Source organism: Noviluteimonas caseinilytica, from assembly GCF_018406605.1.
In the GTDB taxonomy this organism is placed as follows: domain Bacteria; phylum Pseudomonadota; class Gammaproteobacteria; order Xanthomonadales; family Xanthomonadaceae; genus Noviluteimonas; species Noviluteimonas caseinilytica.
The window spans coordinates 1,845,258-1,870,192 of the sequence record NZ_AP024545.1 but is presented as its reverse complement, the minus strand read 5'-3'; the positions used below and the strand labels follow the sequence as shown (position 1 = coordinate 1,870,192).

At 68.6% G+C, this 24,935-nt stretch carries 24 protein-coding genes, 1 pseudogene and 1 riboswitch; of the genes and pseudogenes, 16 read left to right on the top strand and 9 right to left on the bottom strand.

Annotated features, from left to right (window positions below; genetic code table 11):
* Nucleotides 1-9: 9 nt before the first annotated feature.
* Together LYSCAS_RS09130 and LYSCAS_RS09125 are read right to left on the bottom strand one after the other, a co-directional pair.
* Nucleotides 10-1,935, bottom strand: coding sequence for a M48 family metallopeptidase (locus tag LYSCAS_RS09130; RefSeq protein WP_213433684.1), 1,926 nt, complete (start codon nt 1,933-1,935; stop codon nt 10-12).
* Between the two features lie 55 nt (nt 1,936-1,990).
* The gene (locus LYSCAS_RS09125) at nt 1,991-2,584 is read right to left on the bottom strand and encodes a LemA family protein (RefSeq protein ID WP_213437742.1); all 594 of its coding nucleotides are present in this window, start codon (nt 2,582-2,584) and stop codon (nt 1,991-1,993) included.
* 101 nt (nt 2,585-2,685) lie between these two features.
* On the opposite strand from LYSCAS_RS09125, the gene LYSCAS_RS09120 reads away from it, so the two are divergent.
* Together LYSCAS_RS09120 and LYSCAS_RS16155 are read left to right on the top strand one after the other, a co-directional pair.
* Entirely contained in the window at nt 2,686-4,062 is a 1,377-nt protein-coding gene (locus LYSCAS_RS09120) for a serine hydrolase domain-containing protein (protein ID WP_407075139.1), read from the top strand.
* Nucleotides 4,063-4,217: 155 nt separating this feature from the next.
* A pseudogene (locus tag LYSCAS_RS16155) lies at nt 4,218-4,652 on the top strand (hypothetical protein); the annotation flags it as partial.
* Nucleotides 4,653-4,998: 346 nt separating this feature from the next.
* On the opposite strand, the gene LYSCAS_RS09110 reads toward LYSCAS_RS16155, so the two are convergent.
* The 5 genes from LYSCAS_RS09110 to LYSCAS_RS09090 form a co-directional block, all read right to left on the bottom strand.
* The gene (locus LYSCAS_RS09110; RefSeq protein WP_213433680.1) at nt 4,999-5,319 is read right to left on the bottom strand and encodes a hypothetical protein; all 321 of its coding nucleotides are present in this window, start codon (nt 5,317-5,319) and stop codon (nt 4,999-5,001) included.
* A 75-nt stretch (nt 5,320-5,394) separates the two neighbouring features.
* On the bottom strand, nt 5,395-5,790 hold the full coding sequence (gene gcvH / locus LYSCAS_RS09105; RefSeq protein ID WP_213433678.1) for a glycine cleavage system protein GcvH: 396 nt from the start codon (nt 5,788-5,790) through the stop codon (nt 5,395-5,397).
* Between the two features lie 91 nt (nt 5,791-5,881).
* Complete coding sequence (gene gcvT, locus LYSCAS_RS09100) at nt 5,882-6,982, bottom strand: glycine cleavage system aminomethyltransferase GcvT (RefSeq protein ID WP_213433676.1); 1,101 nt, start codon at nt 6,980-6,982, stop codon at nt 5,882-5,884.
* Between the two features lie 69 nt (nt 6,983-7,051).
* Complete coding sequence (locus LYSCAS_RS09095) at nt 7,052-7,486, bottom strand: NfeD family protein (RefSeq protein WP_213433674.1); 435 nt, start codon at nt 7,484-7,486, stop codon at nt 7,052-7,054.
* A gap of 3 nt (nt 7,487-7,489) precedes the next feature.
* A complete protein-coding gene (locus LYSCAS_RS09090; RefSeq protein ID WP_213433672.1) occupies nt 7,490-8,461 on the bottom strand; it encodes an SPFH domain-containing protein in 972 nt (323 codons plus the stop codon).
* 83 nt (nt 8,462-8,544) lie between these two features.
* Here LYSCAS_RS09090 and LYSCAS_RS09085 point away from each other — a divergent pair, with 83 nt between their 5' ends.
* From LYSCAS_RS09085 to LYSCAS_RS09075, 3 genes are all read left to right on the top strand, one after another.
* Nucleotides 8,545-9,123 (top strand): RNA polymerase sigma factor, encoded by a 579-nt coding sequence (locus LYSCAS_RS09085; RefSeq protein ID WP_244858494.1) that lies wholly within the window; start codon nt 8,545-8,547, stop codon nt 9,121-9,123.
* Nucleotides 9,116-9,679, top strand: a complete 564-nt coding sequence (locus LYSCAS_RS09080) for a hypothetical protein (RefSeq protein WP_213433670.1) — start codon at nt 9,116-9,118, stop codon at nt 9,677-9,679. Before LYSCAS_RS09085 ends, LYSCAS_RS09080 begins: the two co-directional genes overlap by 8 nt.
* Before the next feature lie 65 nt (nt 9,680-9,744).
* On the top strand, nt 9,745-11,019 hold the full coding sequence (locus LYSCAS_RS09075) for a PDZ domain-containing protein (protein ID WP_213433668.1): 1,275 nt from the start codon (nt 9,745-9,747) through the stop codon (nt 11,017-11,019).
* 9 nt (nt 11,020-11,028) lie between these two features.
* Here LYSCAS_RS09075 and LYSCAS_RS09070 read toward each other — a convergent pair whose 3' ends face one another.
* On the bottom strand, nt 11,029-11,997 hold the full coding sequence (locus LYSCAS_RS09070; protein ID WP_213433666.1) for an aldo/keto reductase: 969 nt from the start codon (nt 11,995-11,997) through the stop codon (nt 11,029-11,031).
* A gap of 296 nt (nt 11,998-12,293) precedes the next feature.
* Between LYSCAS_RS09070 and LYSCAS_RS09065 the strand changes: the two genes are divergently transcribed.
* From LYSCAS_RS09065 to dusB, 5 genes are all read left to right on the top strand, one after another.
* Nucleotides 12,294-12,854 (top strand): TMEM165/GDT1 family protein, encoded by a 561-nt coding sequence (locus LYSCAS_RS09065; protein ID WP_213433664.1) that lies wholly within the window; start codon nt 12,294-12,296, stop codon nt 12,852-12,854.
* Nucleotides 12,855-12,924: 70 nt separating this feature from the next.
* On the top strand, nt 12,925-14,058 hold the full coding sequence (locus tag LYSCAS_RS09060; protein ID WP_213433662.1) for a GGDEF domain-containing protein: 1,134 nt from the start codon (nt 12,925-12,927) through the stop codon (nt 14,056-14,058).
* 89 nt (nt 14,059-14,147) lie between these two features.
* Complete coding sequence (locus LYSCAS_RS09055; RefSeq protein ID WP_213433660.1) at nt 14,148-15,446, top strand: NupC/NupG family nucleoside CNT transporter; 1,299 nt, start codon at nt 14,148-14,150, stop codon at nt 15,444-15,446.
* A 13-nt stretch (nt 15,447-15,459) separates the two neighbouring features.
* Nucleotides 15,460-16,401: a ribokinase gene (locus LYSCAS_RS09050; protein ID WP_213433658.1), complete on the top strand. Its 942-nt coding sequence runs from the start codon at nt 15,460-15,462 to the stop codon at nt 16,399-16,401.
* Between the two features lie 44 nt (nt 16,402-16,445).
* Complete coding sequence (dusB, locus tag LYSCAS_RS09045; protein ID WP_213433656.1) at nt 16,446-17,444, top strand: tRNA dihydrouridine synthase DusB; 999 nt, start codon at nt 16,446-16,448, stop codon at nt 17,442-17,444.
* Nucleotides 17,445-17,662: 218 nt separating this feature from the next.
* On the opposite strand, the gene LYSCAS_RS09040 is transcribed toward dusB, so the two are convergent.
* On the bottom strand, nt 17,663-18,694 hold the full coding sequence (locus LYSCAS_RS09040) for a metal-dependent hydrolase (RefSeq protein ID WP_213433654.1): 1,032 nt from the start codon (nt 18,692-18,694) through the stop codon (nt 17,663-17,665).
* 155 nt (nt 18,695-18,849) lie between these two features.
* Between LYSCAS_RS09040 and metK the strand changes: the two genes are divergently transcribed.
* From metK to LYSCAS_RS09010, 6 genes are all read left to right on the top strand, one after another.
* Entirely contained in the window at nt 18,850-20,076 is a 1,227-nt protein-coding gene (gene metK, locus LYSCAS_RS09035) for a methionine adenosyltransferase (protein WP_213433652.1), read from the top strand.
* Nucleotides 20,077-20,122: 46 nt separating this feature from the next.
* Nucleotides 20,123-20,203: riboswitch (S-adenosyl-L-homocysteine riboswitch) on the top strand.
* Nucleotides 20,204-20,216: 13 nt separating this feature from the next.
* Complete coding sequence (gene ahcY, locus LYSCAS_RS09030) at nt 20,217-21,638, top strand: adenosylhomocysteinase (RefSeq protein WP_213433645.1); 1,422 nt, start codon at nt 20,217-20,219, stop codon at nt 21,636-21,638.
* 59 nt (nt 21,639-21,697) lie between these two features.
* A complete protein-coding gene (gene metF / locus LYSCAS_RS09025) occupies nt 21,698-22,531 on the top strand; it encodes a methylenetetrahydrofolate reductase [NAD(P)H] (RefSeq protein ID WP_213433643.1) in 834 nt (277 codons plus the stop codon).
* Between the two features lie 98 nt (nt 22,532-22,629).
* Nucleotides 22,630-23,271, top strand: coding sequence for a hypothetical protein (locus LYSCAS_RS09020; RefSeq protein ID WP_213433641.1), 642 nt, complete (start codon nt 22,630-22,632; stop codon nt 23,269-23,271).
* Nucleotides 23,272-23,352: 81 nt separating this feature from the next.
* On the top strand, nt 23,353-23,931 hold the full coding sequence (locus LYSCAS_RS09015) for a hypothetical protein (protein WP_213433640.1): 579 nt from the start codon (nt 23,353-23,355) through the stop codon (nt 23,929-23,931).
* Between the two features lie 76 nt (nt 23,932-24,007).
* Entirely contained in the window at nt 24,008-24,928 is a 921-nt protein-coding gene (locus tag LYSCAS_RS09010; RefSeq protein ID WP_213433638.1) for a branched-chain amino acid transaminase, read from the top strand.
* The last annotated feature ends 7 nt before the right edge of the window (nt 24,929-24,935 follow it).

The following is a 24,935-nucleotide window of genomic DNA, read 5'->3' as shown; positions in this document are numbered from 1 at the left end:
GCCGCCGGGTCAGCGCGCGCGGGGCGCGGTTTCCAGCATCGGCGGCAACGGGCAATGCAGGGCGGCGCAGATCGTGCGCAGCAGTTCCGCCTCGCCCACCGTCACCTGGTTGTCGTGGCCGATCGTCGCGGTGATGCCTTCCACCAGCGATTGCTTGGCGAGCGGATCCAGCCCGTCGAGCGGCCCCCACGTTTCCTCCAGCGCCAGCGCGCCCTGCGGCCGCGCCAGGTACGGCAGGTGGTCGCTGGGCAACACGCGCTGGATGCCGGTGAGGTAGGCGCGCTTGGCCATCTCCGGGTCTTCGTGCCCGCACTGCGCGACGACGCACAGCAGCGTGGAAATCTCGCTGCGCACCAGCGCGAGCGGCGTGCGGCCGAAGCGCGCATGGCGCGAGGGATCGAGCGATTCGCGTACCTGCACCTGCAGCAGGCGGCCGAGGCAGTATTCGAACAACGACACGCGGCCGTCTGCGTGGACGATCGCGTGCACCGTGTCGAGGAAGGTGTCGAGTTCCGGGCGCGGGCGCAGGCGCAGCACGGGGAATGCGATGGAAGCCAAGGGCAGGCGCAGCGCCGGGTGCAGCGTCGCCAGGTGGTCGTTGCGCAACTGGCGCGCATGTTCCGACATCGCCATGCCGAGGCGCGCGGCGATCTCCTCGCGCTGCAGCGACGCCACCTGCTGGTCTTCGTCGAGCAGCAAGCCGAGCAGCAACGGCATCACCGCATCGCGTTGCCCGGCCAGCGTGCGCACGGCGTCGGGGATGCGTTCGGCGATCGCATCGGCGCGCTTGTAGTCGTCCGGCGACGGCTGCGCGACCTGCGCGACCACCATCGGTGGCGTCACCGCGAATTGCGCGGTGGGCGATGGCAACGTGCCGTCCTTCGGCGACACGAGGCCGAGCTGCACGTCTTCTTCCAGCCCGTCCGGCGGCGTGTCGAGCCACTTGCGTTGCAGCGCCTCCAGCTGGTCGGCGCGGAACTGCGGCTCCAGCGCCTGGATGCGTTCGAGCAGCGGCGGATGCGTGGCGAACAGGCCCGAGAAGTCGAGGCCTTCGCCGAACAGCATGTGGCTCACTTCTTCCGTGTTCTGGCTGGCGGTGAGGCGCGAGCCTTCATCGAGCCCGCCGATCTTCTTCAGCGCGCCGGCCAGGCCGGTGGTCTGCCGCGTGAACTGCACCGCCGACGCGTCGGCCAGCGTTTCGCGCTGGCGCGCGACGCCGGCCTTGATCATGCGGCCGAAGAACACGCCGACGTAGCCCACCACGATCGCGATGAGCGCCGCGATCATGATCACGCCCGCGCCCTTGTTGTTGCGCCCGCCGTAGCGCGCGTTCACCAGGATCTTCCGGCCGATGATCCCCATCATCAGGATGCCGAACAGCACACCCATCAGGCGGATGTTCAGCCGCATGTCGCCGTTGAGGATGTGGCTGAACTCGTGCGCGATGACACCCTGCAACTCGTCGCGGTTCAACTTGTCGAGCGCGCCGCGCGTGACCGCGATGACCGCGTCCGACGGCGAATAACCCGCGGCGAACGCGTTGATCGCCGACTCTTCTTCGAGCACGTAGATCTTCGGCACCGGCACGCCGGAGGCGATCGCGATTTCCTCGACCACGTTGCGCAGGCGGCGCATGCTGAAGTCGGTGGTGTCGGCCGCGACGGGCGTGCCGCCCATCTGCTGCGCGACCGGTTCGCCGCCGCCGCGCAGCGAGGCGATGCGGTACAGCGATCCCAGCCCGACGATGCCGATCGTGAGCAGCGTGGTGAACGCGAGCAACGCGCCGGTCTCGCCCGGATCGGCGCCGCTGCTGCCGAACACGAGCCACGCCGCGCCATCCACCGCGAGCACCATGCCGGCCACCGCCAGCGCGAACAGGAGCACGAGGCGCGAGGAACTCCGCCGCGCGGCTGCCTGGCGTTCGAAGAAATTCATGCGAAGGTCCCCATCGGCGCGCGCCCGGCCTCACGCCGGGCGCGGCGTCGTTCGATCAGAACTGCACTTTCGGCGCGGCGCGCACCTGCGCCTGCTGCTCCGCCGGGATCTCGAGCAAGGCGGCCGGCAGGAAATTGAACATGCCCGCGAAGATGGAGGACGGGAAGGTCTCGCGCCGGTTGTTGTACGTCATCACCGAATCGTTGAAGGCCTGGCGCGCGAACGCCACCTTGTTTTCGGTGGACGTCAGCTCCTCGGTGAGCTGCATCATGTTCTGGTTGGCCTTGAGGTCCGGATAGGCCTCGGCCACCGCCATCAGGCGACCCAGTGCGCCATTCAGGACGCCCTGCGAGTTGGCCAGCTCGGCCATCGCGGACGGATCGCCCGGGCTGGCCTTCGCGGCGGACAGGCCCGCCATCGCGGCGCCGCGCGCGGCGATCACCTCTTCCAGCGTGCCGCGCTCGTGCGCCATGTAGCCCTTCACGGTCTCGACCAGGTTCGGGATGAGGTCGAAGCGGCGCTGCAGCTGCACGTCGATCTGCGCGAACGCATTCTTGAAGGCGTTCCGGGCGGTGACCAGCCCGTTGTACATCCCCATGACCCAGAAGCCGACGACGACGACAAGCGCAAGCAGGATCAACAAGCCGATCATCAGAACTTCCCCTTGTTTTATTGACGCGCGTTCATGCAAACCGTGGGCGTGGCGCTATGATCCGCCAGCAATCGCAGCATACGCAGGGGGATCGCCCGATGAAAGGCGCTTCAATTCGGGCAATCGCAAGGGGGGCCATCGCCGGCCTGCTCCTTCCGCTCGCCGTCGGTTCCGCGGCCCAGACGCCGCTTCGTTGGGACACGCCCGCGCCTTCGGCGCCGGTGGTCCGCACGCCGGTGCAGGTCGCGTCCGCCGCGCCCGTCATCAGCCCCACGGGCCTGGTGCCCCACCCGCTCCCGGTCGCCGACGGCTTCAACGTCCGCATGTTCGAGGACATCGCCCAGCAACTGGTCGTGGACCAGCGCATCCCGGGCATGGCGATGGCCATCGTGCAGAACGGGCGCATCGTCTCGCTTCGCGGCTACGGCATCACCGATACGCGCGCGGCCGAGCCGGTCGACACGCACACCGTCTTCCGCCTCGCGTCGTTGTCCAAGGCCTTCGCCGGCACGATGACCGGCCTGCTCGTCAACGACGGGCAGCTGCGGTGGGACAGCCGCGTCACCGACTTCCTGCCCGACTTCCACCTGCGCGATGCGTACGCCACGCAGCGCCTCACGGTGGCCGACGTCCTCAGCCATCGCGTGGGCCTGGTGCACAACACCTACGACCGCGACCTCGAGGGCAACGTCGACTACCGCTCGCTCACGCAGAAGCTCGCGTACGCGCCGGCCGCGTGCCTGCCCGGCGATTGCTACGGCTACCAGAACATCGCCTTCAGCCTGATCGGCGACGTGGTGTTCGCCGCCACCGGCAGCTTCTACAGCCAGGAAGTCGAGCGCCGCATCTTCAAGCCGCTGGGCATGAACGATGCGAGCTACGGCCTGGAAGGCATCGAAGCGAGCCCGCGCTGGGCCAAGCCGCACGTGCACGGTCGCGGTGGCTGGGTGTCGATCACGCCGAAGCCGAACTACTACCAGGTGGCCCCGGCCGCCGGCGTCAACGCCAGCATCTCCGACATGGCGCAGTGGCTCATCGCGCAGGGCGGCCATCGCCCCGACGTGCTGCCCGCGCCGCTGCTCGCCACGTTGCATGCACCGCTGGTGTCCACGCCGGGCGAAGTGCGCGGGTCGTCGTGGCGCCGCGCGCGCCTGTCCGCCGCGAGCTATGCGATCGGCTGGCGCGTGTACGACTACGCGGGCCACCAGCTTGTCTTCCACGGCGGTGCGGTGCAGGGCTATCGCGGCCTGGTCGCGCTGCTGCCGGAACGCGACCTCGGCGTCGCCATCCTCTGGAACAGCGAAAGCTCGCTGCCGTCGGGCCTGTTGCCCACGATCATCGACCGCGCGATCGGCATGCCCGCGCAGCGCTGGCTCGATGTCGAACCGTCCGACGACCTGCTGTATGCCGAGGGCCGCACCCCGGCCACGCAGGCCGGCGCCGACGCCAACACGTCCACCGCCTCGCCGAAGTAATCCGCTTCGGCTGGAACGCAAAACGCCGGCCTCGCGCCGGCGTTCCTGTTTTCGTCACCCCAAAAGAAAACCCCACCCCGCCTGGGCAAACGCGGGATGGGGTCTCGATTACGGCTTCGGGTCTTGCTTACATCATCGGCATGACGGGCGCCGGCATGTTCACCGGTGCCGACTTGCGCGAGGCCTTGCGGGCCTTCTTGGCTGCAGGCTTCTTGGCGGCCTTCTTCGCAGCGCGCTTCTTGGTCGCCTTCTTGGCGCCGGCCTTGCGGACGGTCTTCTTGGCGGCCGACTTGCGGGCGGTCTTCTTGGCTGCACCCTTGCGGGCGGTCTTCTTCGCAGCCTTCTTCGCGGTCTTGCGGACGGCCTTCTTCGCGGCCTTCTTCGCAGTCTTGCGGACAGCCTTCTTGGCGGTCTTGCGGACGGCCTTCTTCGCCGTCTTCTTCGCGGTCTTGCGGACGGCCTTCTTCGCCGTCTTCTTCGCAGCCTTCTTGGCACCGGCCTTGCGGACGGTCTTCTTGGCCGCCGATTTACGGGCGGTCTTCTTCGTCGCCTTCTTGGCGGACTTCTTCGCAGCTTTCTTCATGGCCATGGGATGGCTCCTCGTCAGTGGACTTGCTTGGCTAGAACTGCCCAGTTCGAAGCGACGCCGCGGGAGTCGGACCCGCGGCCAACCGCCGACGCGCCAGGCGCGCCGGGACGGATTCGGTGCACCGCGACGGCAGGGCCGCGGCAATAAAAAACCCGCCACGCCGAGCGTCGCGGGTTTGATGGATTTGGTGCCTGTGCGATTTCGCGAAGGAAACGGGGCCTGCATCCACCGTGTGTTGTGTCCGGGCGGAGGTCCGTTTCGTGGTGCGCGTTGTCGTGTTTTTCAGACTCACTCTTTTCCGCACGGGCGGCAGATGCGGCGAAACCTAATTAGGCTTTTTTGCGATGTCAACAACCCCCCTTGATTTTTTTCTCCCGCGGGGGGCCGCGTCGGGCGCCGCGCGCGCGGGTCGGCGGTGCGTGCGCGGCGAGGGGTGCGCGGTCGCGCGCGGCGCGCCGTCGCGACATCGCTTGCAAAAAACATCTTGATTTCAGCACTGCAACAAAAACGCGAACGCGGATCGCGACCGTCGCGCATGCCGCGCGCGATCGTCGACGACGCCGTTCGGCGTTGCCCGCGCGGGCAAGTTCGCGACCGTTTGTCGGCCGCAAAAAAGTTTTCGCGATGGCGCGTCGCAACACCCGATTTGCGCGGAACTGCGCGAACACCGGAAACGAATCCGGCCGCGCGAGGCGGCCGGATCGGGTGTGTCGCGACGTGCGCGACCGTGTTCGGAACGCGCGTCAGTGGTCTTCGGCTTCGAGCAGTTCGGCGTAGTCGTCGGGGCCGAGGAGATCGTTGAGTTGCTCCGGCTCTTCGGCTTCGACGACGAAGATCCAGCCTTCGCCGTAGGCGTCTTCGTTGATCGTTTCCGGCTTGTCGGCCAGCGCGGTGTTGACCGCGACGACCTTGCCCGTGACGGGCGAATACACATCGGACGCCGCCTTGACCGACTCCACCACGGCGCTCGCCGTGCCCTGTTCGACGCGGTCGCCGACGTTCGGCAGCTCGACGTACACCAGGTCGCCGAGCAGGCCCTGCGCGTGGTCGGAGATGCCGATGGTGACCTTGCCGTCGCCTTCGACGCGCGCCCACTCATGGGACTTCATGAACTTCAGGTCGCCGGGGATCTCGTTCATTCGCGTTGCTCCGTGCTCTACGTCGTCGGGGGGTGGGTCGTAGTGTAGCGAAGGGCACCGGCGCGAAATCAAGCGCGCCGCATGCCTTTGGTCAGATGCCGGGTTGCGCCTTGCCTTCGCGCACGAACGGGAACTTCACCACCCGCACCGGCACTTCGCGCCCGCGGATGTCCACGCGCACCTGGCCCGGTTCGCCCGACGGCACGCGCGCGAACGCGATCGCCTTGCCGAGCGTCGGGGAGAACGTGCCCGACAGGATCTCGCCGTCGCCGTTGTCGGTGAGCACCTTCTGCCCGTGGCGCAGCACGCCCTTCTCGTCCATCACCAGGCCGATCATCTGGCGCGGTACGCCGGCGGCGCGCTGCGCTTCGAGCGCGGCACGGCCGGTGAAGTCGCGGCCTTCATCGAGCGCGACGGTCCATGCCATGCCCGCCTCGTACGGCGTGGTGGTCTCGTCCATGTCCTGGCCGTAGAGGTTCATGCCGGCTTCCAGGCGCAGCGTGTCGCGCGCGCCCAGGCCGGCGGGTTTGACGCCGGCGGCGAGCAGCGCGTTCCAGAATGCGGGCGCCTGCGCTTCGGGGACGATGATTTCGAAACCGTCTTCACCGGTGTAGCCCGTGCGCGCCACGAACAGCGGCACGCCGTCGCGCGAGGTGGCCTCCACCGCGGCGAAGCGCGCGAGCTTCTGCACGACCGGCGCGCTCGCCGCGTCGAGCAGGCCGACCACGCGTTCGCGCGCGGTCGGTCCCTGCACGGCGACCATGCCGAACTCCGGGCGTTCGCTCACCGACACGTCAAAGGCCTTCGCCTCGCCCGTGATCCACGCCAGGTCCTTGTCGCGCGTGGCGGCGTTGACCACCAGGCGGAACCATTCCTCGCCCATGAAGTACACGATCAGGTCGTCGATCACGCCGCCCTGCGGATCGAGCATCGCGGTGTAGAACGCCTTGCCCGGCACCTTCAGCTTGTCGACGGAGTTGGCGACCAGCTTGCGCAGGAACTCGCGCACGCGCGCGCCGCGCAGGTCCACCACCGTCATGTGCGAGACGTCGAACATGCCCGCGTCGCTGCGGACGAGGTGGTGCTCGTCCACCTGGGAACCGTAGTGCAGCGGCATGTCCCAGCCGCCGAAGTCCACCATCTTCGCGCCGAGCGAACGATGGGTGTCGTTGAGGATGGTCTTGCGCGTCATGCACCGGCTCCGTGGGGGGCGGCCGCAAGGCGGCGGCCGAAGCGCCGGATTATCGCATCGCCGGCAAGCTCAGCCGGCCGCTTCCACCCGCAACGTCATGCCTTCGGCCGAGAGCACGCGCACCGGCGTGCCGGCCGGCAACTCCGGCCCGACCACGTCCCAGAACGCATCGGCGATCTGCACGCGCCCGTGTCCGTTGACGATCCCGCGCTCCAGCGGGACCACGCGCCCGATCAGCGCGGCGGTGCGCTTGTTGAGCACCGGGTCGTCGCTGGCGCGCCCGCGACCGCGCGCCCAGCGCCGCCACGCGAGGATCGACAGCACGCCCAGCACGCCGAACAGCACGGCCTGCGACAGCACCGAGATCCCGGGTACCAGTAGCACGACGAAGAACACCGCGGCCGCGGCGAACCCGAGCCACAACAGGAAGGCGCCCGGCGCGATCATCTCCGCCGCGCACAGCAGCAGCGCGATGGCGGCCCACGCGAAGACATCCATGCGCATGGGTCAGCTCCCGGCCGGGCGCGGCGTGGGCGGCGGCGCGATCGGCTTGGCGGCCATGCGCGGTGCACCGAGCGCTTCGCGCGCCAGTTCCGCGATGCCGCCGAGCGAACCGAGCACGCCGGAGGATTCCATCGGCATCAGCACGAACTTCTGGTTCGGCGCCTCGGCCAGCGACTTGAAGGCCTCGATGTATTTCTGCGCGACGAAGTAATTGATGGCGTTGACGTTGCCGCCGGCGATGGCATCGGACACGACCTGCGTCGCCTTCGCTTCCGCTTCGGCCAGGCGCTCGCGCGCTTCGGCCTGGCGGAACGAGGCTTCGCGATGGCCTTCGGCTTCCAGGATCGCGGCCTGCTTCTCGCCTTCGGCGCGCAGGATGGCCGCGGCGCGGTGGCCCTCGGCTTCCAGGATGTTGGCGCGCTTCTCGCGTTCGGCCTTCATCTGCCGCGCCATCGAATCGATGAGGTCGCGCGGCGGCTGGATGTCCTTCAGTTCGATGCGGTTGACCTTCAGGCCCCACGGATGCGTCGCCGCGTCCACCGCCACCAGCACCTTCGCGTTGATCTCGTCGCGCTTGGAGAGCGACTCGTCCAGGTCCATCGAACCGATCGAGGTACGGATGTTGGTCATCACCAGGTTGAGGATGGCGACCTCCAGCTGCGCGACCTCGTAGGCGGCCTTGGCCGCGTCGAGCACCTGGAAGAAGACGATGCCGTCCACCTTCACCACGGCGTTGTCCTTGGTGATGACGTCCTGGCTGGGCACGTCCATCACCTGTTCCATCATGTTGATCTTGCGCCCGATGCGCTGGTAGATCGGCACGAGGAAGTGCAGGCCCGGGCTCAGCGTGTGGGTGTAGCGCCCGAAGCGCTCGACGGTCCACTCGAAGCCCTGCGGCACCATCCGCACCGCCTTGGACACGAGCACGATGGCGAAGAAGACGACGACCGCGGTCAGGATCCAGCTCAACGACATAGCCACACTCCCCATGCTCAGGTCGGCCGGAGTATAGGGTTGCCGGGGGCCTGCGACGGTTTCGCCCCCTCGGGCATCCAGCCATGCACATGACCGGTCATTCGAGCTTCGCCATCGATGTCCCCGACGCCCTCCTCGCCCGCGCACGGGCCGGGGATCGCGCGGCGTTCGAGCAGCTCTACCGGTGGTTCGAGCGCCCGGTGTTCACCCTGGCGCTGCGCATCGCCGGCAACCGCGAGGAGGCACAGGACGTGCTGCAGGAAACGATGCTCAAGGTGCTGGGCCGGATCGGCGAGTTCCGCGGCGACGGCAGTCCGTTCTGGGGCTGGTTGCGCCAGATCGCGGTGAACGAGGCGCTGATGCGCCTGCGTCGCGACAAGCGGCTCGCGCAGGAAATCGGCGTCGACGATCCGTCCGAATACGCCGAGGACCTCGCGCCGCTGCCGCCGGCCGCCGCCGATGCGGCGCTGCTGCAGCGCGCGCTGGCGACGTTGCCGACGGCCACGCGCAGCGTGCTGTGGCTGTACCACGGCGAGGGCTACACGCACGACGAAATCGCGGCGCTGATGCAGCGCACGCCCAGTTTTTCCAAGTCACAACTCGCGCGCGGCACGAAGAAGCTGCGCGCAGTGCTCCAGGTCCCGGAGGCTGCACATGCCTGACGACATCCGCTCCACCCAGGGAGGCGCGCCCGCCGATTGGGGCGCCGCGTTCGCCGCGTTGCCGCTCGAACGTCCCGACCGCGATGCATGGCCCGACATCGCGCCGCGCCTGCGCGTGCGCGCGCGTCCGCAGTGGCCGGTGCGCCTGGCGATCGCCGCCGCGCTCGTCCTCGTGCTGATCGTGCCGTTGCGGTTGCTCGGCCCGATGCCCGCGGTTGCGCCGAACGTGGTCGCCACGACCGCCACCGCCACGACGCCCGCCGATCCGCTCGTCGCGCTCCAGTCCGAATCCGCGCAACTCGAACGCCTGCTCGACGTGGCGCGCGACGATCGCGTGTCCAGCGGCGCCGCCGCCGAAGTCGCGGTCGACCTGGATCGCCAGCTCGCCCGCATCGATGCCGCCCTCGCCCGGTCCGATCTTCCGCGCGACCGCCAGCTCACGCTGTGGCAGGCACGCGTGGACACGCTGCGCGAATCCGTCGGCTTCGAGAGCACGCGCCGCTGGCTGGTCGCGCAGGGCGAACGCTACGACGGCGCGCTGGTGCGCGTCGACTGAACACCACTGCGACGCTTTCTTCCCGCGCCGCATCCATGCCATCGAATCCCGACCAAGAGGTTTGCATGCAACCCATCCGCACCCGTTCCCTGCTGGGCCTGGCCGTGGCGCTCGCGCTCGCCGGCGGCCTGGCCGCCGCGCAGACGCCGGCACCGAAGGCGCGCGTCGCAGCCGCGCCCGCCACCAAGGTCCGCGTCGCCGATCCCGCCACCGAAGCGCAGCTCGCCGCCGCGCAGAAGGACCTCGAACAGGCCGCGCGCCGCGTCGCCGCCCTCAACCGCCAGCTCGGCCGCGACAACGGACGCGTGCAGGTCATCGACCAGCGCATGGTGCTCAAGCCCGTCATCGGCGTGGTGCTCGCGCCCGACGCGCAGGGTGGCGTGCGCGTCGCCGGCGTCACGCCCGACAGCGGCGCGGCGAAGGCCGGCCTGAAGACCGGCGATCGCATCACCAGCGTCAACGGCACGCAGGTGCTCGGCACCACGAGCGAGTTGCGCGTCGACAACGCGCGCACGTTGCTGTCCGACATGGAAGAAGGCAAGCCGGTGCGCATCGGTTACCAGCGCGGCGGACAGACCGCCACCGCGAGCGTCGTGCCGCGCATGGAACCGGAAACCGTCGTGCTCCGCGGCGCCGAACCGGGCGAGGGCCGCCGCATCCACCTCATCGACGTGCCGGGCATGGCGCCGGGCCTGGAGCAGGAAATCATCCGCATCGGACCGCGCGGCGATTGCAAGGGCCAGGACTGCAAGGTGCCGATGCTGGCCGAAGCGTTCCGCTGGAACGGGCTCAACCTGGCGTCGGTCGATCCCGCGCTAGGTCGCTACTTCGGCACCGATCGCGGCGTGCTGGTGCTCAGCGCCGGCGCCGATCTCGCGGGCCTGCAGCCGGGCGACGTGATCCAGAAGATCGACGGCCGCGCCGTGTCGTCGCCGCGCGATGCGATGGATGCGCTGCGCGACAAGCCGGAGAACGCGATGGCGCTGGTGGAATACCTGCGCGATCGCAAGGTCGCCAGCACGCGCGTGAAAGTGCCGAAGGCGATGCCGTTCCGCGTGCCCGCGCCGCCGCCGCCCCCGCCGCCGCGCGCACCGAAGGCGCCGCTGCCGCCTCCGCCGCCGCCGGCCGCGATGGAAGACCTGCACCTGGAGCACGGCACGATCGCGCTCTACCGCGACGGCACGCGCGTGGCCTATGCACCGGACGCGCCGGGCCAGATCGTGATCGACCACGTCATCGCGCCGACGAGCCTGCCGGCGCCGCCGGAACCCCCGATGGCGCCGGACGCGCCCGGAGCGCCCGACGTCGAGATCATCACCGAGGACGTGCGCGGCAACTGACGCGTTGCATCAACTCGCCGCAGCGGCCAACCGCTCCCACGTCGCGTCATCGAAGCGCTCGACAAGGTCGAGCGCTTCGAGGTTCTGCAGCAACTGCTCGGTGCGCGACGCACCCAGCATCACCGTCGACACGTGCGGGTTGCGCAGGCACCAGGCGATCGCCAGCGGCGCGGGCGCCACGCCGAGTTGCTTCGCCACGTCGGTGAATGCACGCGCGCGTTCGAGGCGACGCTCCGCCGGATCCTGCAGCAACCACTGCAGCCACGTGTAGCCTTCCTGCGCCAGGCGCGCATCCTGCGGCACGCCCGCGTTGTACTTGCCGGTGAGCAGGCCCGAGGCGAGCGGCGACCAGATCGTGGTGCCCATGCCGTACTCGGAATACAGCGGTGCGTATTCCAGTTCCACGCGCTGGCGATGCAGCAGGTTGTATTGCGGCTGCTCCATCGTCGGCGCGATCAGTCCGTTGGCACGCGCGACCTTGTGCGCTTCGCGGATCGCCTGCGCCGGCCACTCCGACGTGCCCCAGTACAACACCTTGCCCTGGCGCACGAGCGTGTCCATCGCGAGCACCGTCTCGGCGATCGGCGTGTCCGGATCGGCGCGGTGGCAGAAGAACAGGTCGAGGTAATCCACGCGCAGGCGCCTGAGCGCATCGTGGCAGGCGTCGTGCACGTGCTTGCGCGACAGGCCGCGCTGCGTCGGCCGCGGCCCGTCCACCGATCCGAAGAACACCTTGCTCGACACGCACCACGCATCGCGCGGCAGGCGGAGGTCGGCGAGCGCATCGCCCATCACGCGTTCGGCTTCGCCGTTGGCGTAGGTCTCGGCGTTGTCGAAGAAGTTGATGCCGTGGTCGTAGGCGGCGGCGAGCAGTTCGCGCGCTTCCCCGCGCCCCACCTGCTTGCCGAAGGTGACCCAGGCGCCGAAGGAGAGCGCGGACAACTGGAGGCCCGAAGAGCCGAGGCGGCGGTATTGCATGCGCGTGTCCTTGCCTGCTGAACAGGACCGCGAGTCTAACCATCGCGCCGTCGCCGCGAGGCCATTACAATGCCGCCCTCTTTCCTCCGGGGAGTAGCTCGCCGCACCGCCGTCACCGGCCGTGCGGACCGGGCGCCAACACACTTGGCCGGCAGGCCATGGCGCCAGGCTGCAACGCACGTTGCAGGAGCAAGACCGAAGGCGAGCGCTGCGCACCACACCGGGCAACCGGGGCCGGGCTGCGTGGCGTCGCCTTCGCGTCCACGCGAAACGCCCGGCCCCCGGAACTCCCATCGATGCAGACCTTCCTCGTTTCCACCCTGGCCGTCGCCGTCGCCGAGATCGGCGACAAGACCCAGCTCCTCGCGCTGCTGCTGGCCGCGCGCTTCCGCAAGCCCGTGCCGATCATCGCGGGCATCCTCGTGGCCACCCTGCTCAACCATGCGCTCGCCGGCTGGCTGGGCGTGATCGCGGCGCAGTGGCTCACGCCGCAGGTGCTGCGCTGGGTCGTGGCGGTGAGCTTCTTCGCCATCGCGCTGTGGACGCTCAAGCCCGACAAGCTCGACGACGACCAGGCCCTGCCCGCGCGCAACGCCTTCATCGCCACGGTCATCGCCTTCTTCATCGCCGAGATCGGCGACAAGACGCAGGTCGCCACCGTGCTGCTCGCGGCGAAGTACCACCCGCTGTGGGAAGTGGTCGCGGGCACGACGGTGGGCATGCTGCTGGCCAACGTGCCTGTGGTGCTGCTCGGCAGCCGCTTCGCGGCGAAACTGCCGCTTCGCGCTGCGCGCATCGTCGCGGCGCTGCTGTTCCTGGCGCTGGCGATCTGGACCGCGTTCCGCGGCCTGGGCTGATCGCCGCCGCACCACCCCGCGGTGGGCGCAAGTAGCGCTATCCTCGCCGCGGGGATTGGGGGGACACCGGATGCGCACCACGGGGCGCCATTACCGCGACATCGCCACTGCGCTGCTGTCGCGGCCCGACGAGGTGATGCTGGAAGTCGGCGCGGGCGGCGAACTGCTCGTCGCGCGGCTGCGCGTGGTGGTCGCTGCGATGTTGCTGCTGCTGCCGCTGGCCAACGCCACCACGGGCGGGCAGGTCAACGAAACGCTGATCGGCCTGGCCGGCGCGGTGTTCGTCAATCTTTCCGCGCAGGTCTGGCTCGCGCTGGCGCGGCACAAGCGCCGGTTCCGCTGGCTGCCCTTCGCCTCCGCCGCCTACGACGTGAGCGCCACGACGCTGGTGCTGGTGCTGCTCGCGCTCAACCACCTGCCGGCCGGCCTCAACAGCATGATCGTGTGGTGCGGGTACCTGCTCGCGATCGCACTGACCGCGCTGCGCAACGACGGCCGCGTGACCTTGCTCATCGGCTTGCTCGCGGTCGCGCAGTACGCCGTGCTGACCTTCGTCGTGTTCGCGATCGCCACGCCCGACCAGTTGATTTCCAGCGACTACGGCACGGTGAGCCTGGGCGGGCAGTTGCAGCGGCTCGTGCTGCTGGTGGCGTTCACCCTGATCACGGCGGTCGTGGTCTATCGCATGCAGCGGCTGGTGGAAATGTCCGGCACGGACGGCCTGACGGGACTGCCCAACCGCACCTGGCTCGTGCATCGCTTCCCGCGCCTGCTCGATGCGGCCCGCCGCGACGGCGTCAGCCTGTGCGTGGCGCTGATCGACCTCGATGCGTTCAAGCGCATCAACGACGAAATCGGCCACCACGCCGGCGACCGCGCGCTGCTGCACGTGGTGGACCTGATGCGCGACAGCCTGGAGGACGGCGAATGGCTCGCGCGCCTGGGCGGCGAGGAATTCGTGCTGGTGCTGCGCAAGCCGCTCGGCACCGCGTGGGAGCGCGTGGACGGTTTGCGGCGCACCTTGTTCGCGCGGCGCTTCGTGCCCGAACAGGGCGCCGACCCGCTGCTGCTCACGTTCAGTGCCGGCGTGGCGAGCTTCCCGCACGAAGCCAGCGACCTGTCCGGCATGCTCCGCCGCGCGGACCTGCGCCTCAACATGGCCAAGTCCACCGGGCGCAACCGCGTGCTCGCGCGGGATACCTGAACACGGCCGCGGGCACCCCTCGGTTGCCCGACGGGGCGCCCAGCCCGTAGATTGCGCCGTCGGCCGCAACGGCCCATGGGGATTCATCGATGGAAGCTTTGGCGCGGGTCGGTTTCGGCCTGTTCGGACTTGCGGTGCTCATCGGCATTGCGTGGCTGTTCTCGAACAACAAGAAGGCCGTGGACTGGCGCCTCGTTGCGACGGGCGTGACCTTGCAGATCGGTTTTGCGGCCATCGTGCTGCTGGTGCCGGGCGGGCGCGATGTGTTCGACGCCCTCGGGCGCGGGTTCGTGAAGGTGCTCAGCTTCGTCGGCGCCGGTTCGAACTTCATCTTCGGCTCGCTGATGGATACGTCGAAGTTCGGTTTCATCTTCGCGTTCCAGGTGCTGCCCACCATCATCTTCTTCGCGTCCCTGATGGGCGTGCTGTATTACCTCGGCGTGATGCAGATGATCGTGCGCGCGATGGCGTGGGCGATCACGAAGGTGATGCGCGTGTCGGGCGCGGAAACGACGTCCGTGTGCGCGAGCGTCTTCATCGGCCAGACCGAAGCGCCGCTGACCGTGCGCCCGTACATCCCGCGCATGACCGAATCCGAACTGATCACGATGATGATCGGCGGCATGGCGCACATCGCCGGCGGCGTGCTCGCCGCGTACGTGGGCATGCTGGGCGGCGGCGATCCGGTCGCGCAGGCCTTCTACGCCAAGCACCTGCTCGCGGCCTCGATCATGGCCGCGCCGGCCACGCTCGTCGTCGCCAAGATCCTCATCCCGGAAACCGGCACGCCGCTCACGCGCGGCACGGTGAAGATGGAAGTGGAGAAGACCGCCAGCAACGTCATCGACGCGGCGGCGTCCGGCGCGGGCGATGGCTTGCGCCTGGCGCTGAACATCGCCGCGATGCTGCTCGCCTTCATCGCGCTGATCGCGCTCGTCGATTCGCCGCTGACGTGGCTCGGCCAGGTCACGGGCCTGGAAGGCGCGATCGGCAAGCCGACCAGCCTGGCGACGATCTTCGGTTACGTGCTCGCGCCGGTGGCGTGGGTGATCGGCGTGCCGTGGCAGGACGCGACCACGGTCGGTTCGCTGATCGGCCAGAAGGTGGTGATCAACGAATTCGTGGCCTACCTGCAGCTCGCCGACATCGTGAACGGCAAGGTGCCGGGCGTGATGCTGACCGAACAGGGCAAGCTGATCGCCACGTATGCGCTGTGCGGCTTCGCCAACTTCTCGTCGATCGCGATCCAGATCGGCGGCATCGGCGGGCTTGCGCCGGAACGCCGCGGGGATCTCGCGCGCTTCGGCCTGCGCGCGGTGCTCGGCGGGTCGATCGCGACGTTCATGACGGCCACGATCGCCGGCGTGCTGACGTACCTCGGAACCTGAGGCAGGCCGGGGCATGACACGCGTCGTCGTCGCCGGTTCGTTCAACGTCGACCACGTGTGGCGGTGCGAGAGCCTGCCGCACCCCGGCGAAACGCTCGCCGGGGCGTATGGCTCCGGGCCGGGCGGCAAGGGCTTCAACCAGGCGGTCGCGGCGGTGCGTGCGGGGGCGGCGACGACGTTCCTGTGCGCGCTCGGCGATGACGCGGGCGCGCAACTCGCCCGCGCGCTCGCCAACGCGGACGGCATCGACTTGCGCGACCAGCGCAGCACGCATCCCACCGGCACCGCCGGCATCTACGTGGATGCGCAGGGGCGCAACAGCATCGTGATCGGCGCGGGCGCGAACGGCGACCTCGACGCAGGCTTCATCGCGGCGCAGGTCGATGTGTTCACCGGTGCGCGCGTGGTGCTGGTGCAGCGCGAATCGCCGACGGATGCGGTGGCGATGGCGTTGCGGCTCGGACGCGAGGCAGGGGCGACGACGGTGCTCAATCCCGCGCCCGCGAATGCCGACGTCGACGGCACGCTGCTGGCGCTCACCGACATCGCGACGCCGAATGAAACCGAATTCGTGGCGCTGGCGGGCAAGCACGTCGGCGAGCGCATCGATCCCGAATCCGTCGTGCGCATGGACGACGATGCGCTGCATGCGGTGTGCCGGCGCTTGTTGCCGCACGGCACGGTCGTCATCACGCTGGGTGCCGCGGGTGCGTTCGTGTCGCATGGCGACGCCATGCGCGGCGATCGCGCCGCCTGTTATCGCGTGGCGGCCGAACGCGCCGACGTCGTCGATACCACCGGCGCAGGCGATGCCTTCAGCGGCGCGCTTGCCGCTTCGATCGCGCAACGCGACGCGGCCTTCGCCGAGCATGTGGCCTTCGCGGGCCTGTTCGCTGCACGGTCGACGGAACGGCGCGGCGCCGCCGAGGCCATGCCGAGGTTGCGCCCGGCCTGAGCATTTCAGGCCTGATCGCGGCAGGGGCCTTAGAATCGCGCCCCATGCGCATCGGCCCCCACGCCATCGACCCGAAGGTGATCCTCGCCCCCATGGCGGGCGTCACCGACAAGCCGTTCCGGATCCTGTGCAAACAGCTGGGCGCCGGGCTGTGCGTGTCGGAGATGACGACGTCCGATCCGCGTTTCTGGTCCACGGCCAAGTCGCTGCACCGCATGGACCACGTGGACGAGCCGGCGCCGATCAGCGTGCAGATCGCGGGCACCGACCCGGCGGTGATGGCCGAGGCGGCGCGCTACAACGTCGACCACGGCGCGCAACTGATCGACATCAACATGGGCTGCCCGGCGAAGAAGGTGTGCAACGCCTGGGCGGGATCGGCGCTGATGCGCGAACCGGCCCTCGTCGCGCGCATCCTCGAAGCCGTGGTCGGCGCAGTCGACGTGCCGGTGACGCTGAAGATCCGCACCGGTTGGGCGAGCGACCGGCGCAACGCACCGGAGATCGCGCGCATCGCCGAAGCGAGCGGCATCGCCTCGCTCGCCATCCATGGCCGCACGCGCGACCAGCAATACGGCGGCGTGGCCGAGTACACGACGATCGCGGCGATCAAGGCGTCGCTGTCGATCCCGGTGATCGCGAACGGCGACATCGACAGCCCAGACAAGGCCGCCGCGGTGTTGCGCGAAACCGGCTGCGATGCGGTGATGATCGGCCGCGCGGCGCAGGGCCGGCCGTGGATCTTCCGCGAAGTCGCGCATTTCCTCGCGACCGGCACCTACCTCGCCCCGCCCTCGCTCGCCGACGTGCGCGACGTGCTGCTGGGCCACCTCGAAGCGCTGCACGCGTTCTACGGCGAGCAATCCGGCGTGCGCATCGCGCGCAAGCACCTGGGCTGGTACGCGAAGGACCAGCGCGAACATCTCGCCTTCCGCCACGTCGTCAATCGCGCCGAGACGGCCGAGGCGCAACTGCGCCTGACGCGCGATTACTTCGACGCGCTGATCGCGGGCGTGGCACCGGACCTGCCGGTCGCCGCATAACGCGCTGCGGAAAATCACCTTCCGGGAAATCGGGCCAACCCCAGGCGCGACGCAACTTTCTGGTCACAGGTTTTGCAGGGGATTTGAACGTCGGCGCGTCTCACGACGGGCGGCTGCGCAAGAGGTCAACCACGGGCGCAGTCTCCGGATCGCGCGCGTTCGCGTCTGCACGATCGATCCCGCGTCCCGCGCGAACACTCTGCGCGTCCCGTCCGAAATCAATCGTCGCCGACGGTCTGCGGCGGGCTCGCGGGCGCATGCCAGATGCGCGTCCACATCGGCGCGAGGCGTCGCGAGGCTTCCCACGGCCAGCGCATCTGCTGGGTGGGGATTGCACGCCAGCCATCGCCGGCGCGTTCCGCCACCGCGAACCGGAAGCTGTAGTCCGGCTCCGATCCCATGCGCAGGTCGCTGAGCACCAGCGTGTCGTCGCGCACCTGCGCCTTCATGAAGTGGTGGTTGAACCAGAGCAGCTTCGCGACATCGGGCTGCGTGCGCACAGCGGCCAGCGCCTGCGTGTCGGAAGGATGCGCGGTGAACTGCATCGGCCCGTGGTCGGCGACCAGCGAACGCTCGCCTTCGACGAACCCTTGCGGCGTCATCGCCACCACGCGCCACAACAAGGTGTTGAACGGCATCGGCGTCGAGAAATGCGGTGCGTCGCCCAGCCCGATCGCGGCCAATGACTGCGTGGCCACGCGATCGACCATCTGCTTGGCGACGATCGACCACCCCAGGTACGCCACGGATATCGACAACGCCGCCACCAGCGCCCGCTGCCCTGCCCGCCGCGCGCCGACGAACGCCGCGACGATGCACCCGACCATCAACGGCAACGTCAGCGCCGGATCGATGATGAAGAGCGTCGACCACATCGCCGGCGGCACATCGAGCGGCCACAACAGCTGCGTCCCGTACACGGTGAAGGCATCGAGCAACGGATGGGTGACCAGCGCCAGCTGGAAGATCCAGAACCATCGCACCGGCGCCGCCGAGACCCGTCCGCCCCGGCCCTTGAACCACATCCACAGCAGCCATCCGACGATCGGCAGCACCAGCAACGAGTGCGTCGCCGCCCGGTGCCAGGTCATGCGGATCACGGGGTTGTCCGTGAGGAACAGCGGCAGGACGTCGAGGTCCGGCAGCGTGTTGAGCGCCGCCCCGGCCAGCAGGGCCGCGCGGCGCTGGGCCGGCGGGGCGATGGCGGCCGCGATGGCGGCGCCGACGAACAGGTGGGTGATCGAATCCATGCGCCGATCCTAGCCGAGCAGCCGCCCACCTCCCCACCGCTTACGGCCGCTTGGTTTTCCTCTGAACGAGCGATGGCGCAAACTGCGCAATCCCGTCCGCAGGCTTGTACAATGCCGGCCCATCCTTTCATCCGAATCAAAGGATATATCCAGCGATGACCAGCTCCAGCTACCTCTTCACCTCCGAATCCGTCTCCGAAGGCCACCCGGACAAGATCGCCGACCAGATCTCCGACGCCGTCCTCGACGCGATCCTCGCGCAGGACAAGCGCGCCCGCGTGGCCTGCGAAACGATGGTGAAGACCGGTGCGGCGATCGTCGCCGGCGAAGTCACCACCGGCGCGTGGGTCGACATCGAAACGCTCGCGCGCAAGGTCATCAACGACATCGGCTACAACAATTCCGACGTCGGCTTCGACGGCCACACCTGCGCGATCATCAACATGCTCGGCAAGCAGTCGCCGGACATCGCCGCCGGCGTGGACCGCAAGAAGCCGGAAGAACAGGGCGCGGGCGACCAGGGCCTGATGTTCGGCTACGCCTGCAACGAGGCGCCGGAATTCATGCCGGCCCCGATCTATTACTCGCATCGCCTCGTCGAACAGCAGGCGAAGGTGCGCAAGGCGAAGAACTCCAAGCTGCCGTGGCTGCGCCCCGATGCGAAGTCGCAGGTCACGCTGCGCTATGAAGGCGACAAGATCGCCGGCCTCGACGCCGTCGTGTTGTCGACGCAGCACGATCCGGGCATCAAGCAGAAGGACCTGGTCGAGGGCGTGTACGAGCACATCCTCAAGCCGGTGCTGCCGAAGAACTGGCTCGACAAGCTGCCGAAGAACAAGGTGCACATCAACCCGACGGGCATCTTCGTGATCGGCGGCCCCGTGGGCGACTGCGGCCTGACCGGCCGCAAGATCATCGTCGACAGCTACGGCGGCATGGCCCGCCACGGTGGCGGTGCGTTCTCGGGCAAGGATCCGTCGAAGGTCGATCGTTCCGCTGCGTACGCGGCGCGTTACGTCGCCAAGAACATCATCGCCGCCGGCCTGGCCGACAAGTGCGAAGTGCAGGTGTCCTACGCGATCGGCGTGGCGGAACCCACCTCGATCTCGGTCACCACCTTCGGCACCGGCAAGATCTCCGACGACAAGATCGAGAAGCTGATCCGCAAGCACTTCGACCTGCGCCCGTACGGCATCGTGAAGATGCTCGACCTGATCCACCCGATGTACCAGGCCACCGCGAGCTACGGCCACTTCGGCCGCAAGCCGCAGGCGTTCGAGTACGTCGACGGCGCCGGCAAGAAGCAGAAGGCCACCGCGTTCTCCTGGGAGAAGACGGACAAGGCCGACGAGCTGCGCAAGGACGGCGGGCTCAAGAAGTAAGTCGCAAGCAAATCGGGGGCGCGGCCGCGAGGGCCGCGCCTCCTGCTCCGCCGAGGGGCGCTGCGACCGTGGATAGGCACGGCCAGGCTCGGTGGGGTGCACCACGCAACAACGGCGCCCGCTCGAATGGAGCAAACGCCATGAATGCTGTCCGCAACGAAACCCCGGACTACAAGGTCGCCGACATCACGCTCGCCGACTGGGGCCGCAAGGAAATCGACATCGCCGAGCGCGAGATGCCGGGCCTGATGTCCATCCGCCGCAAGCACGCCGCCGCCAAGCCGCTCAAGGGCGTGCGCGTCACCGGCTCGCTGCACATGACCATCCAGACCGCCGTGCTGATCGAGACGCTGAAGGACATCGGCGCCGACGTGCGCTGGGCCTCGTGCAACATCTTCTCGACGCAGGACCACGCCGCCGCCGCGATCGCCGCCACCGGCACGCCGGTGTTCGCATGGAAGGGCGAGTCGCTGGAGGAATACTGGGACTGCACGCTGGACGCGGTGACGTTCCCGGGCGGCAAGGGTCCGGAGCTCGTCGTCGACGACGGCGGCGACGTGACGCTGCTGATCCACAAGGGCTACGAGCTCGAGCAGGGTTCGGACTGGGTGAACACCCCGTCGGATTCGCACGAAGAGCAGATCATCAAGAACCTGCTCAAGCGCGTCGCGAAGGAACGCCCCGGTTTCTGGACCACCGTGGTCAAGGACTGGAAGGGCGTGTCGGAAGAAACCACGACCGGCGTGCATCGCCTGTACCAGATCGCCGAGCAGGGCAAGCTGCTGGTGCCCGCGATCAACGTCAACGACTCGGTCACCAAGTCGAAGTTCGACAACCTGTACGGCTGCCGTGAGTCGCTGGCCGATGGCCTGAAGCGCGCGATGGACGTGATGCTGGCGGGCAAGGTCGCGGTGGTCTGCGGCTACGGCGACGTCGGCAAGGGTTCGGCGCATTCGCTGCGCGCGTACGGCGCCCGCGTGGTGGTCACCGAGATCGACCCGATCTGCGCCCTGCAGGCCGCGATGGAAGGCTTCGAAGTCAACACGATCGAAAGCACGCTCGGCCGCGCCGACATCTACGTGACCACGACCGGCAACAAGGACGTGATCACGCTCGAGCACATGGGCCGCATGAAGGACCAGGCGATCGTGTGCAACATCGGCCACTTCGACAACGAGATCCAGGTCGACGCACTGAACGCCTCCGGCGCCAAGCGCATCAACATCAAGCCGCAGGTCGACAAGTACGTCTTCGACAACGGCAACGCGATGTTCCTGCTTGCCGAAGGCCGCCTGGTGAACCTGGGTTGCGCGACGGGCCATCCGAGCTTCGTGATGTCCAACTCGTTCTCCAACCAGACGCTCGCGCAGATCGACCTGTGGGCCAACAAGGACACGTACGAGAAGACGGTGTATCGCCTGCCGAAGCACCTCGACGAGGAAGTGGCGCGCCTGCACCTGGAAAAGATCGGCGTGAAGCTCACCACGCTCACGAAGGCCCAGGCCGATTACCTCGGCGTGTCGGTCGACGGCCCGTACAAGCCCGAGCACTACCGCTACTGATGCACGCGGCGGGCGGCGAAAGCCGCCCGCTTCTTTTCCAGACCCGACCGGATCCGTCCATGGCCCTGCGCGTCCCGATCTCCTTCGAGTTCTACCCGCCCAAGACCGATGAACAACGCGTGCAACTGGACCGCACCGCGGCCCGGTTGAAGGCGCACGACCCGGAATACGTGTCGTGCACGTTCGGCGCCGGCGGCTCCACGCTGTCCTACACGCCCGAAACCATCCAGCGCCTGCGCGAACACCACGGCCTCCCGTCCGCGCCGCACGTCTCGTGCATGGGCGGCACGCGCGAAGAATTGCGCCAGTTGCTCAAGCTGTATCGCGCGCTCGACTGCAAGCGCATCGTCGCGTTGCGCGGCGACCTGCCCTCGGGCATGGCGCGCATGGGCGACTTCCGCTACGCCTCCGAACTCGTCGAGTTCATCCGCACCGAACACGATGGCTGGTTCCACATCGACGTGGGCTGCTATCCGGAAATGCATCCGCAGGCCGACGATGCGTTCGCCGACCTGCGCCACTTCAAGGCCAAGGCGGACGCGGGCGCCGACGGCGCGATCACGCAGTACTTCTATAACGCCGATGCGTACTTCCGCTTCGTCGACGACGTGCGCCGCATGGGCGTCACGCTGCCGATCGTGCCGGGCATCATGCCCATCTCCAACTTCAGCCAGCTGCGCCGCTTCTCCGACGCCTGCGGCGCGGAAATCCCGCGCTGGATCACCAAGCGCATGCTGGCCTACGGCGACGATGCCGAGAGCATCCGGTCCTTCGCCGCAGAGTTCGTCGCCGACATGTGTTCACGCCTCGTCCACGGCGGCGCGCCGGCGTTGCACTTCTACACATTGAACCTGTCGAAACCGACTCTGAACGTCATCGAACATCTGACCTGAATTGCACTGCGGTTCAGCGCAACGGCGCATCCAGCACCTTGCGTTGACGCATCGACACCGATGCTGCACGTGTCTTCCCCCAAGGCACGTGCAACACCATGGACAAGTCCCTGCTCGCCGGATTCGCGGTCGCCCTGGCCGCAGCCGCATTGCCCGCGCCCAACATCGCCGAAGCCAGTGCGACCGTGCAGCAATGCCGCACCGCGGATGGCACGAGCCTGTTCACCGACAAACCCTGCAAGCTGGTGGGCGCGCAATCCGTGCCCATGCGTGGCGATCTCGCGACGCGCTTGATGCGCGAGGAAGCGCTCGAAGCCAGCATCTCCGGCGTCGAAGTCGCGACGCTGCAACCCGACAGCACGACGATGGCCGCCGCGCGCGAAGCGATCGGCCGACGCGCCGCCGCGGGCGGTTGCGCGCGCACGCCGACGCAACTGGCGATGGACCTGCGCGGCGCGTTCGCGCTCGGTGACGTCAACCGCGTCGCCGAGAGCTACCACTGGGTCGGCATGGGCCAGCGCGCGGCGAACGCCACGATGCTGCAACTCGATCGCCTCGCGCATCGCCAGGTGCGCGACACGCAGTACTACGACGCGCAGATCGGCGGCTTCGCCGATGCGGGCGGCGGCATCGGCGGCGGCGCGGGCGTGATGCAGGTGCGTTTCGGCGACGGCGAAGGCGCGACGATCCAGGACTTCGACGTCGAGCGTTACCAGGGCTGCTACTTCGTCCGGTTCTGACGCTGGTCCCGGGGGCATTCCCCGGGCATCGAAGCACCATCGACCAATCGACGAAGCCGTGCACGCGTGTACGCTCCCGGCATGGCGCCCGCCGTTCGTCCCCTGCTGTGCTTGCTCCTGCTCGTCGCGGCGTCGTTCGCGCCGCGCATCGCGCATGCGCAGATCCATCGCTGCGTGACCGGCGAAGGCCAGGAGATCTACACCGACCGGCGCTGCGTGGACGTCGGCGCGACCGAACAGGCACCGCCCCCGCTGCAGCAACCCCGGGCCCTCGGCGCGACGGGCGTGCGCGTGTATCGCGGGTGTTCGCATTCGTTGCAGGACCTGGTGTTCGAGATCCAGAGCGCCGTGGATGCCAACGACGTCAATCGCCTGGCCGGCGTGTACCACTGGGTCGGCATGTCGCAGGGCGCATCGGTGGGCGTGATGGACCGGCTCGATGCGATCGTGCGCCGGCCGCTGGTCGACATCGTGCCAGTGTCCGGCGCCCCACCCGACGATGGCGCGCTGCCCGCGGCCACGGACCAGCCCGCGCCGCCGGTCGTCCGGCACGCCCCGGTCGGGGTCCGGCTGGAACAGACGCTCGGCGACAGCGCCACGCCCGCGTCCACGGTGTTCGGGCTGCGCCGGTACCTCGGCTGCTGGTGGATCTCGCTGTAGCCCTCCTCTCCGGCAGGGGCGGCGCGGCAGGCGGGCCCCTTACAATGCGCGACTCCCCTGCACGCGAGCCGCCCGCATGACGATGCGCTACCCCGAATGGATCTGGCACAACGGATCGATCAAGCCGTGGGCCGACGCCACCACGCACGTCATGTCGCACGCGATCCACTACGGGTCGTCGGTGTTCGAAGGCGTGCGCAGCTACGACACGCCCAACGGTCCGGCGATCTTCCGCCTCACCGACCACACGCGCCGCCTGTTCGCGTCGGCGCGCATCTACGAGATGGGCATCCCGTACATGGTCGACGACATCAACGCCGCGTGCCGCGCGGTGCTGAAGAAGAACGACCTCGGCAAGGCCTACCTGCGCCCGGTCGCGTTCCGTGGCCTCGGCGGTTTCGGCTTGTCGGCGGATACGCCCACCGACGTCGCGGTCGCGGCGTGGCAGATGGGGGCGTACCTCGGTGAAGGCGTGCTCGAAGAAGGCATCGATGCATGCGTGTCGAGCTGGCAGCGTTTCGCGCCGAACACCATCCCCGCGGGCGCGAAGGCCGGCGGCAACTATCTGTCGGGCCAACTGGTCGCGCGCGAAGCGCGTCGCCTGGGCTTCGGCGAAGGCATCGCGCTGGCCTCCACGGGCCTGTTGAGCGAAGGCGCCGGCGAAAACCTGTTCCTCGTCTTCGAAGGCCAGCTGCACACCACGCCGGTCAGCGCCGCGCTGCTCAACGGCATCACGCGCAACACGCTGATCCGCCTGGCGAAGGACAACGGCATCGAAGTCGTCGAGCGCGACATCCCGCGCGAATACCTCTACCTGTGCGACGAGCTCTTCATGTGCGGCACGGCGGCGGAAATCACGCCGATCCGTTCGGTCGACGGGCGCCAGGTCGGCGCAGGCCGCGCGGGCCCGGTGACGCGTCGCATGCAGGAATTGTTCTTCGGCCTGTTCGATGGCCGCACGCCAGACAAGTACGGCTGGCTCGAACTCGTCGGCTGATCAGACC

What these genes read in the sequence shown, in the direction of transcription:
- LYSCAS_RS09080 (WP_213433670.1), top strand. Translation starts at nt 9,116, where the DNA reads ATGCCTGACGACATCCGCTCCACCCAGGGAGGCGCGCCCGCCGATTGG.
- LYSCAS_RS09095 (WP_213433674.1), bottom strand. Translation starts at nt 7,486, where the DNA reads ATGCGCATGGATGTCTTCGCGTGGGCCGCCATCGCGCTGCTGCTGTGC.
- LYSCAS_RS09120 (WP_407075139.1), top strand. Translation starts at nt 2,686, where the DNA reads ATGAAAGGCGCTTCAATTCGGGCAATCGCAAGGGGGGCCATCGCCGGC.
- gcvH (WP_213433678.1), bottom strand. Translation starts at nt 5,790, where the DNA reads ATGAACGAGATCCCCGGCGACCTGAAGTTCATGAAGTCCCATGAGTGG.
- dusB (WP_213433656.1), top strand. Translation starts at nt 16,446, where the DNA reads ATGCGCATCGGCCCCCACGCCATCGACCCGAAGGTGATCCTCGCCCCC.
- LYSCAS_RS09050 (WP_213433658.1), top strand. Translation starts at nt 15,460, where the DNA reads ATGACACGCGTCGTCGTCGCCGGTTCGTTCAACGTCGACCACGTGTGG.
- ahcY (WP_213433645.1), top strand. Translation starts at nt 20,217, where the DNA reads ATGAATGCTGTCCGCAACGAAACCCCGGACTACAAGGTCGCCGACATC.
- LYSCAS_RS09070 (WP_213433666.1), bottom strand. Translation starts at nt 11,997, where the DNA reads ATGCAATACCGCCGCCTCGGCTCTTCGGGCCTCCAGTTGTCCGCGCTC.
- LYSCAS_RS09060 (WP_213433662.1), top strand. Translation starts at nt 12,925, where the DNA reads ATGCGCACCACGGGGCGCCATTACCGCGACATCGCCACTGCGCTGCTG.
- LYSCAS_RS09015 (WP_213433640.1), top strand. Translation starts at nt 23,353, where the DNA reads ATGGCGCCCGCCGTTCGTCCCCTGCTGTGCTTGCTCCTGCTCGTCGCG.
- metF (WP_213433643.1), top strand. Translation starts at nt 21,698, where the DNA reads ATGGCCCTGCGCGTCCCGATCTCCTTCGAGTTCTACCCGCCCAAGACC.
- LYSCAS_RS09020 (WP_213433641.1), top strand. Translation starts at nt 22,630, where the DNA reads ATGGACAAGTCCCTGCTCGCCGGATTCGCGGTCGCCCTGGCCGCAGCC.
- LYSCAS_RS09040 (WP_213433654.1), bottom strand. Translation starts at nt 18,694, where the DNA reads ATGGATTCGATCACCCACCTGTTCGTCGGCGCCGCCATCGCGGCCGCC.
- LYSCAS_RS09085 (WP_244858494.1), top strand. Translation starts at nt 8,545, where the DNA reads ATGCACATGACCGGTCATTCGAGCTTCGCCATCGATGTCCCCGACGCC.
- LYSCAS_RS09090 (WP_213433672.1), bottom strand. Translation starts at nt 8,461, where the DNA reads ATGTCGTTGAGCTGGATCCTGACCGCGGTCGTCGTCTTCTTCGCCATC.
- LYSCAS_RS09010 (WP_213433638.1), top strand. Translation starts at nt 24,008, where the DNA reads ATGACGATGCGCTACCCCGAATGGATCTGGCACAACGGATCGATCAAG.
- LYSCAS_RS09065 (WP_213433664.1), top strand. Translation starts at nt 12,294, where the DNA reads ATGCAGACCTTCCTCGTTTCCACCCTGGCCGTCGCCGTCGCCGAGATC.
- gcvT (WP_213433676.1), bottom strand. Translation starts at nt 6,982, where the DNA reads ATGACGCGCAAGACCATCCTCAACGACACCCATCGTTCGCTCGGCGCG.
- metK (WP_213433652.1), top strand. Translation starts at nt 18,850, where the DNA reads ATGACCAGCTCCAGCTACCTCTTCACCTCCGAATCCGTCTCCGAAGGC.
- LYSCAS_RS09130 (WP_213433684.1), bottom strand. Translation starts at nt 1,935, where the DNA reads ATGAATTTCTTCGAACGCCAGGCAGCCGCGCGGCGGAGTTCCTCGCGC.
- LYSCAS_RS09075 (WP_213433668.1), top strand. Translation starts at nt 9,745, where the DNA reads ATGCAACCCATCCGCACCCGTTCCCTGCTGGGCCTGGCCGTGGCGCTC.
- LYSCAS_RS09055 (WP_213433660.1), top strand. Translation starts at nt 14,148, where the DNA reads ATGGAAGCTTTGGCGCGGGTCGGTTTCGGCCTGTTCGGACTTGCGGTG.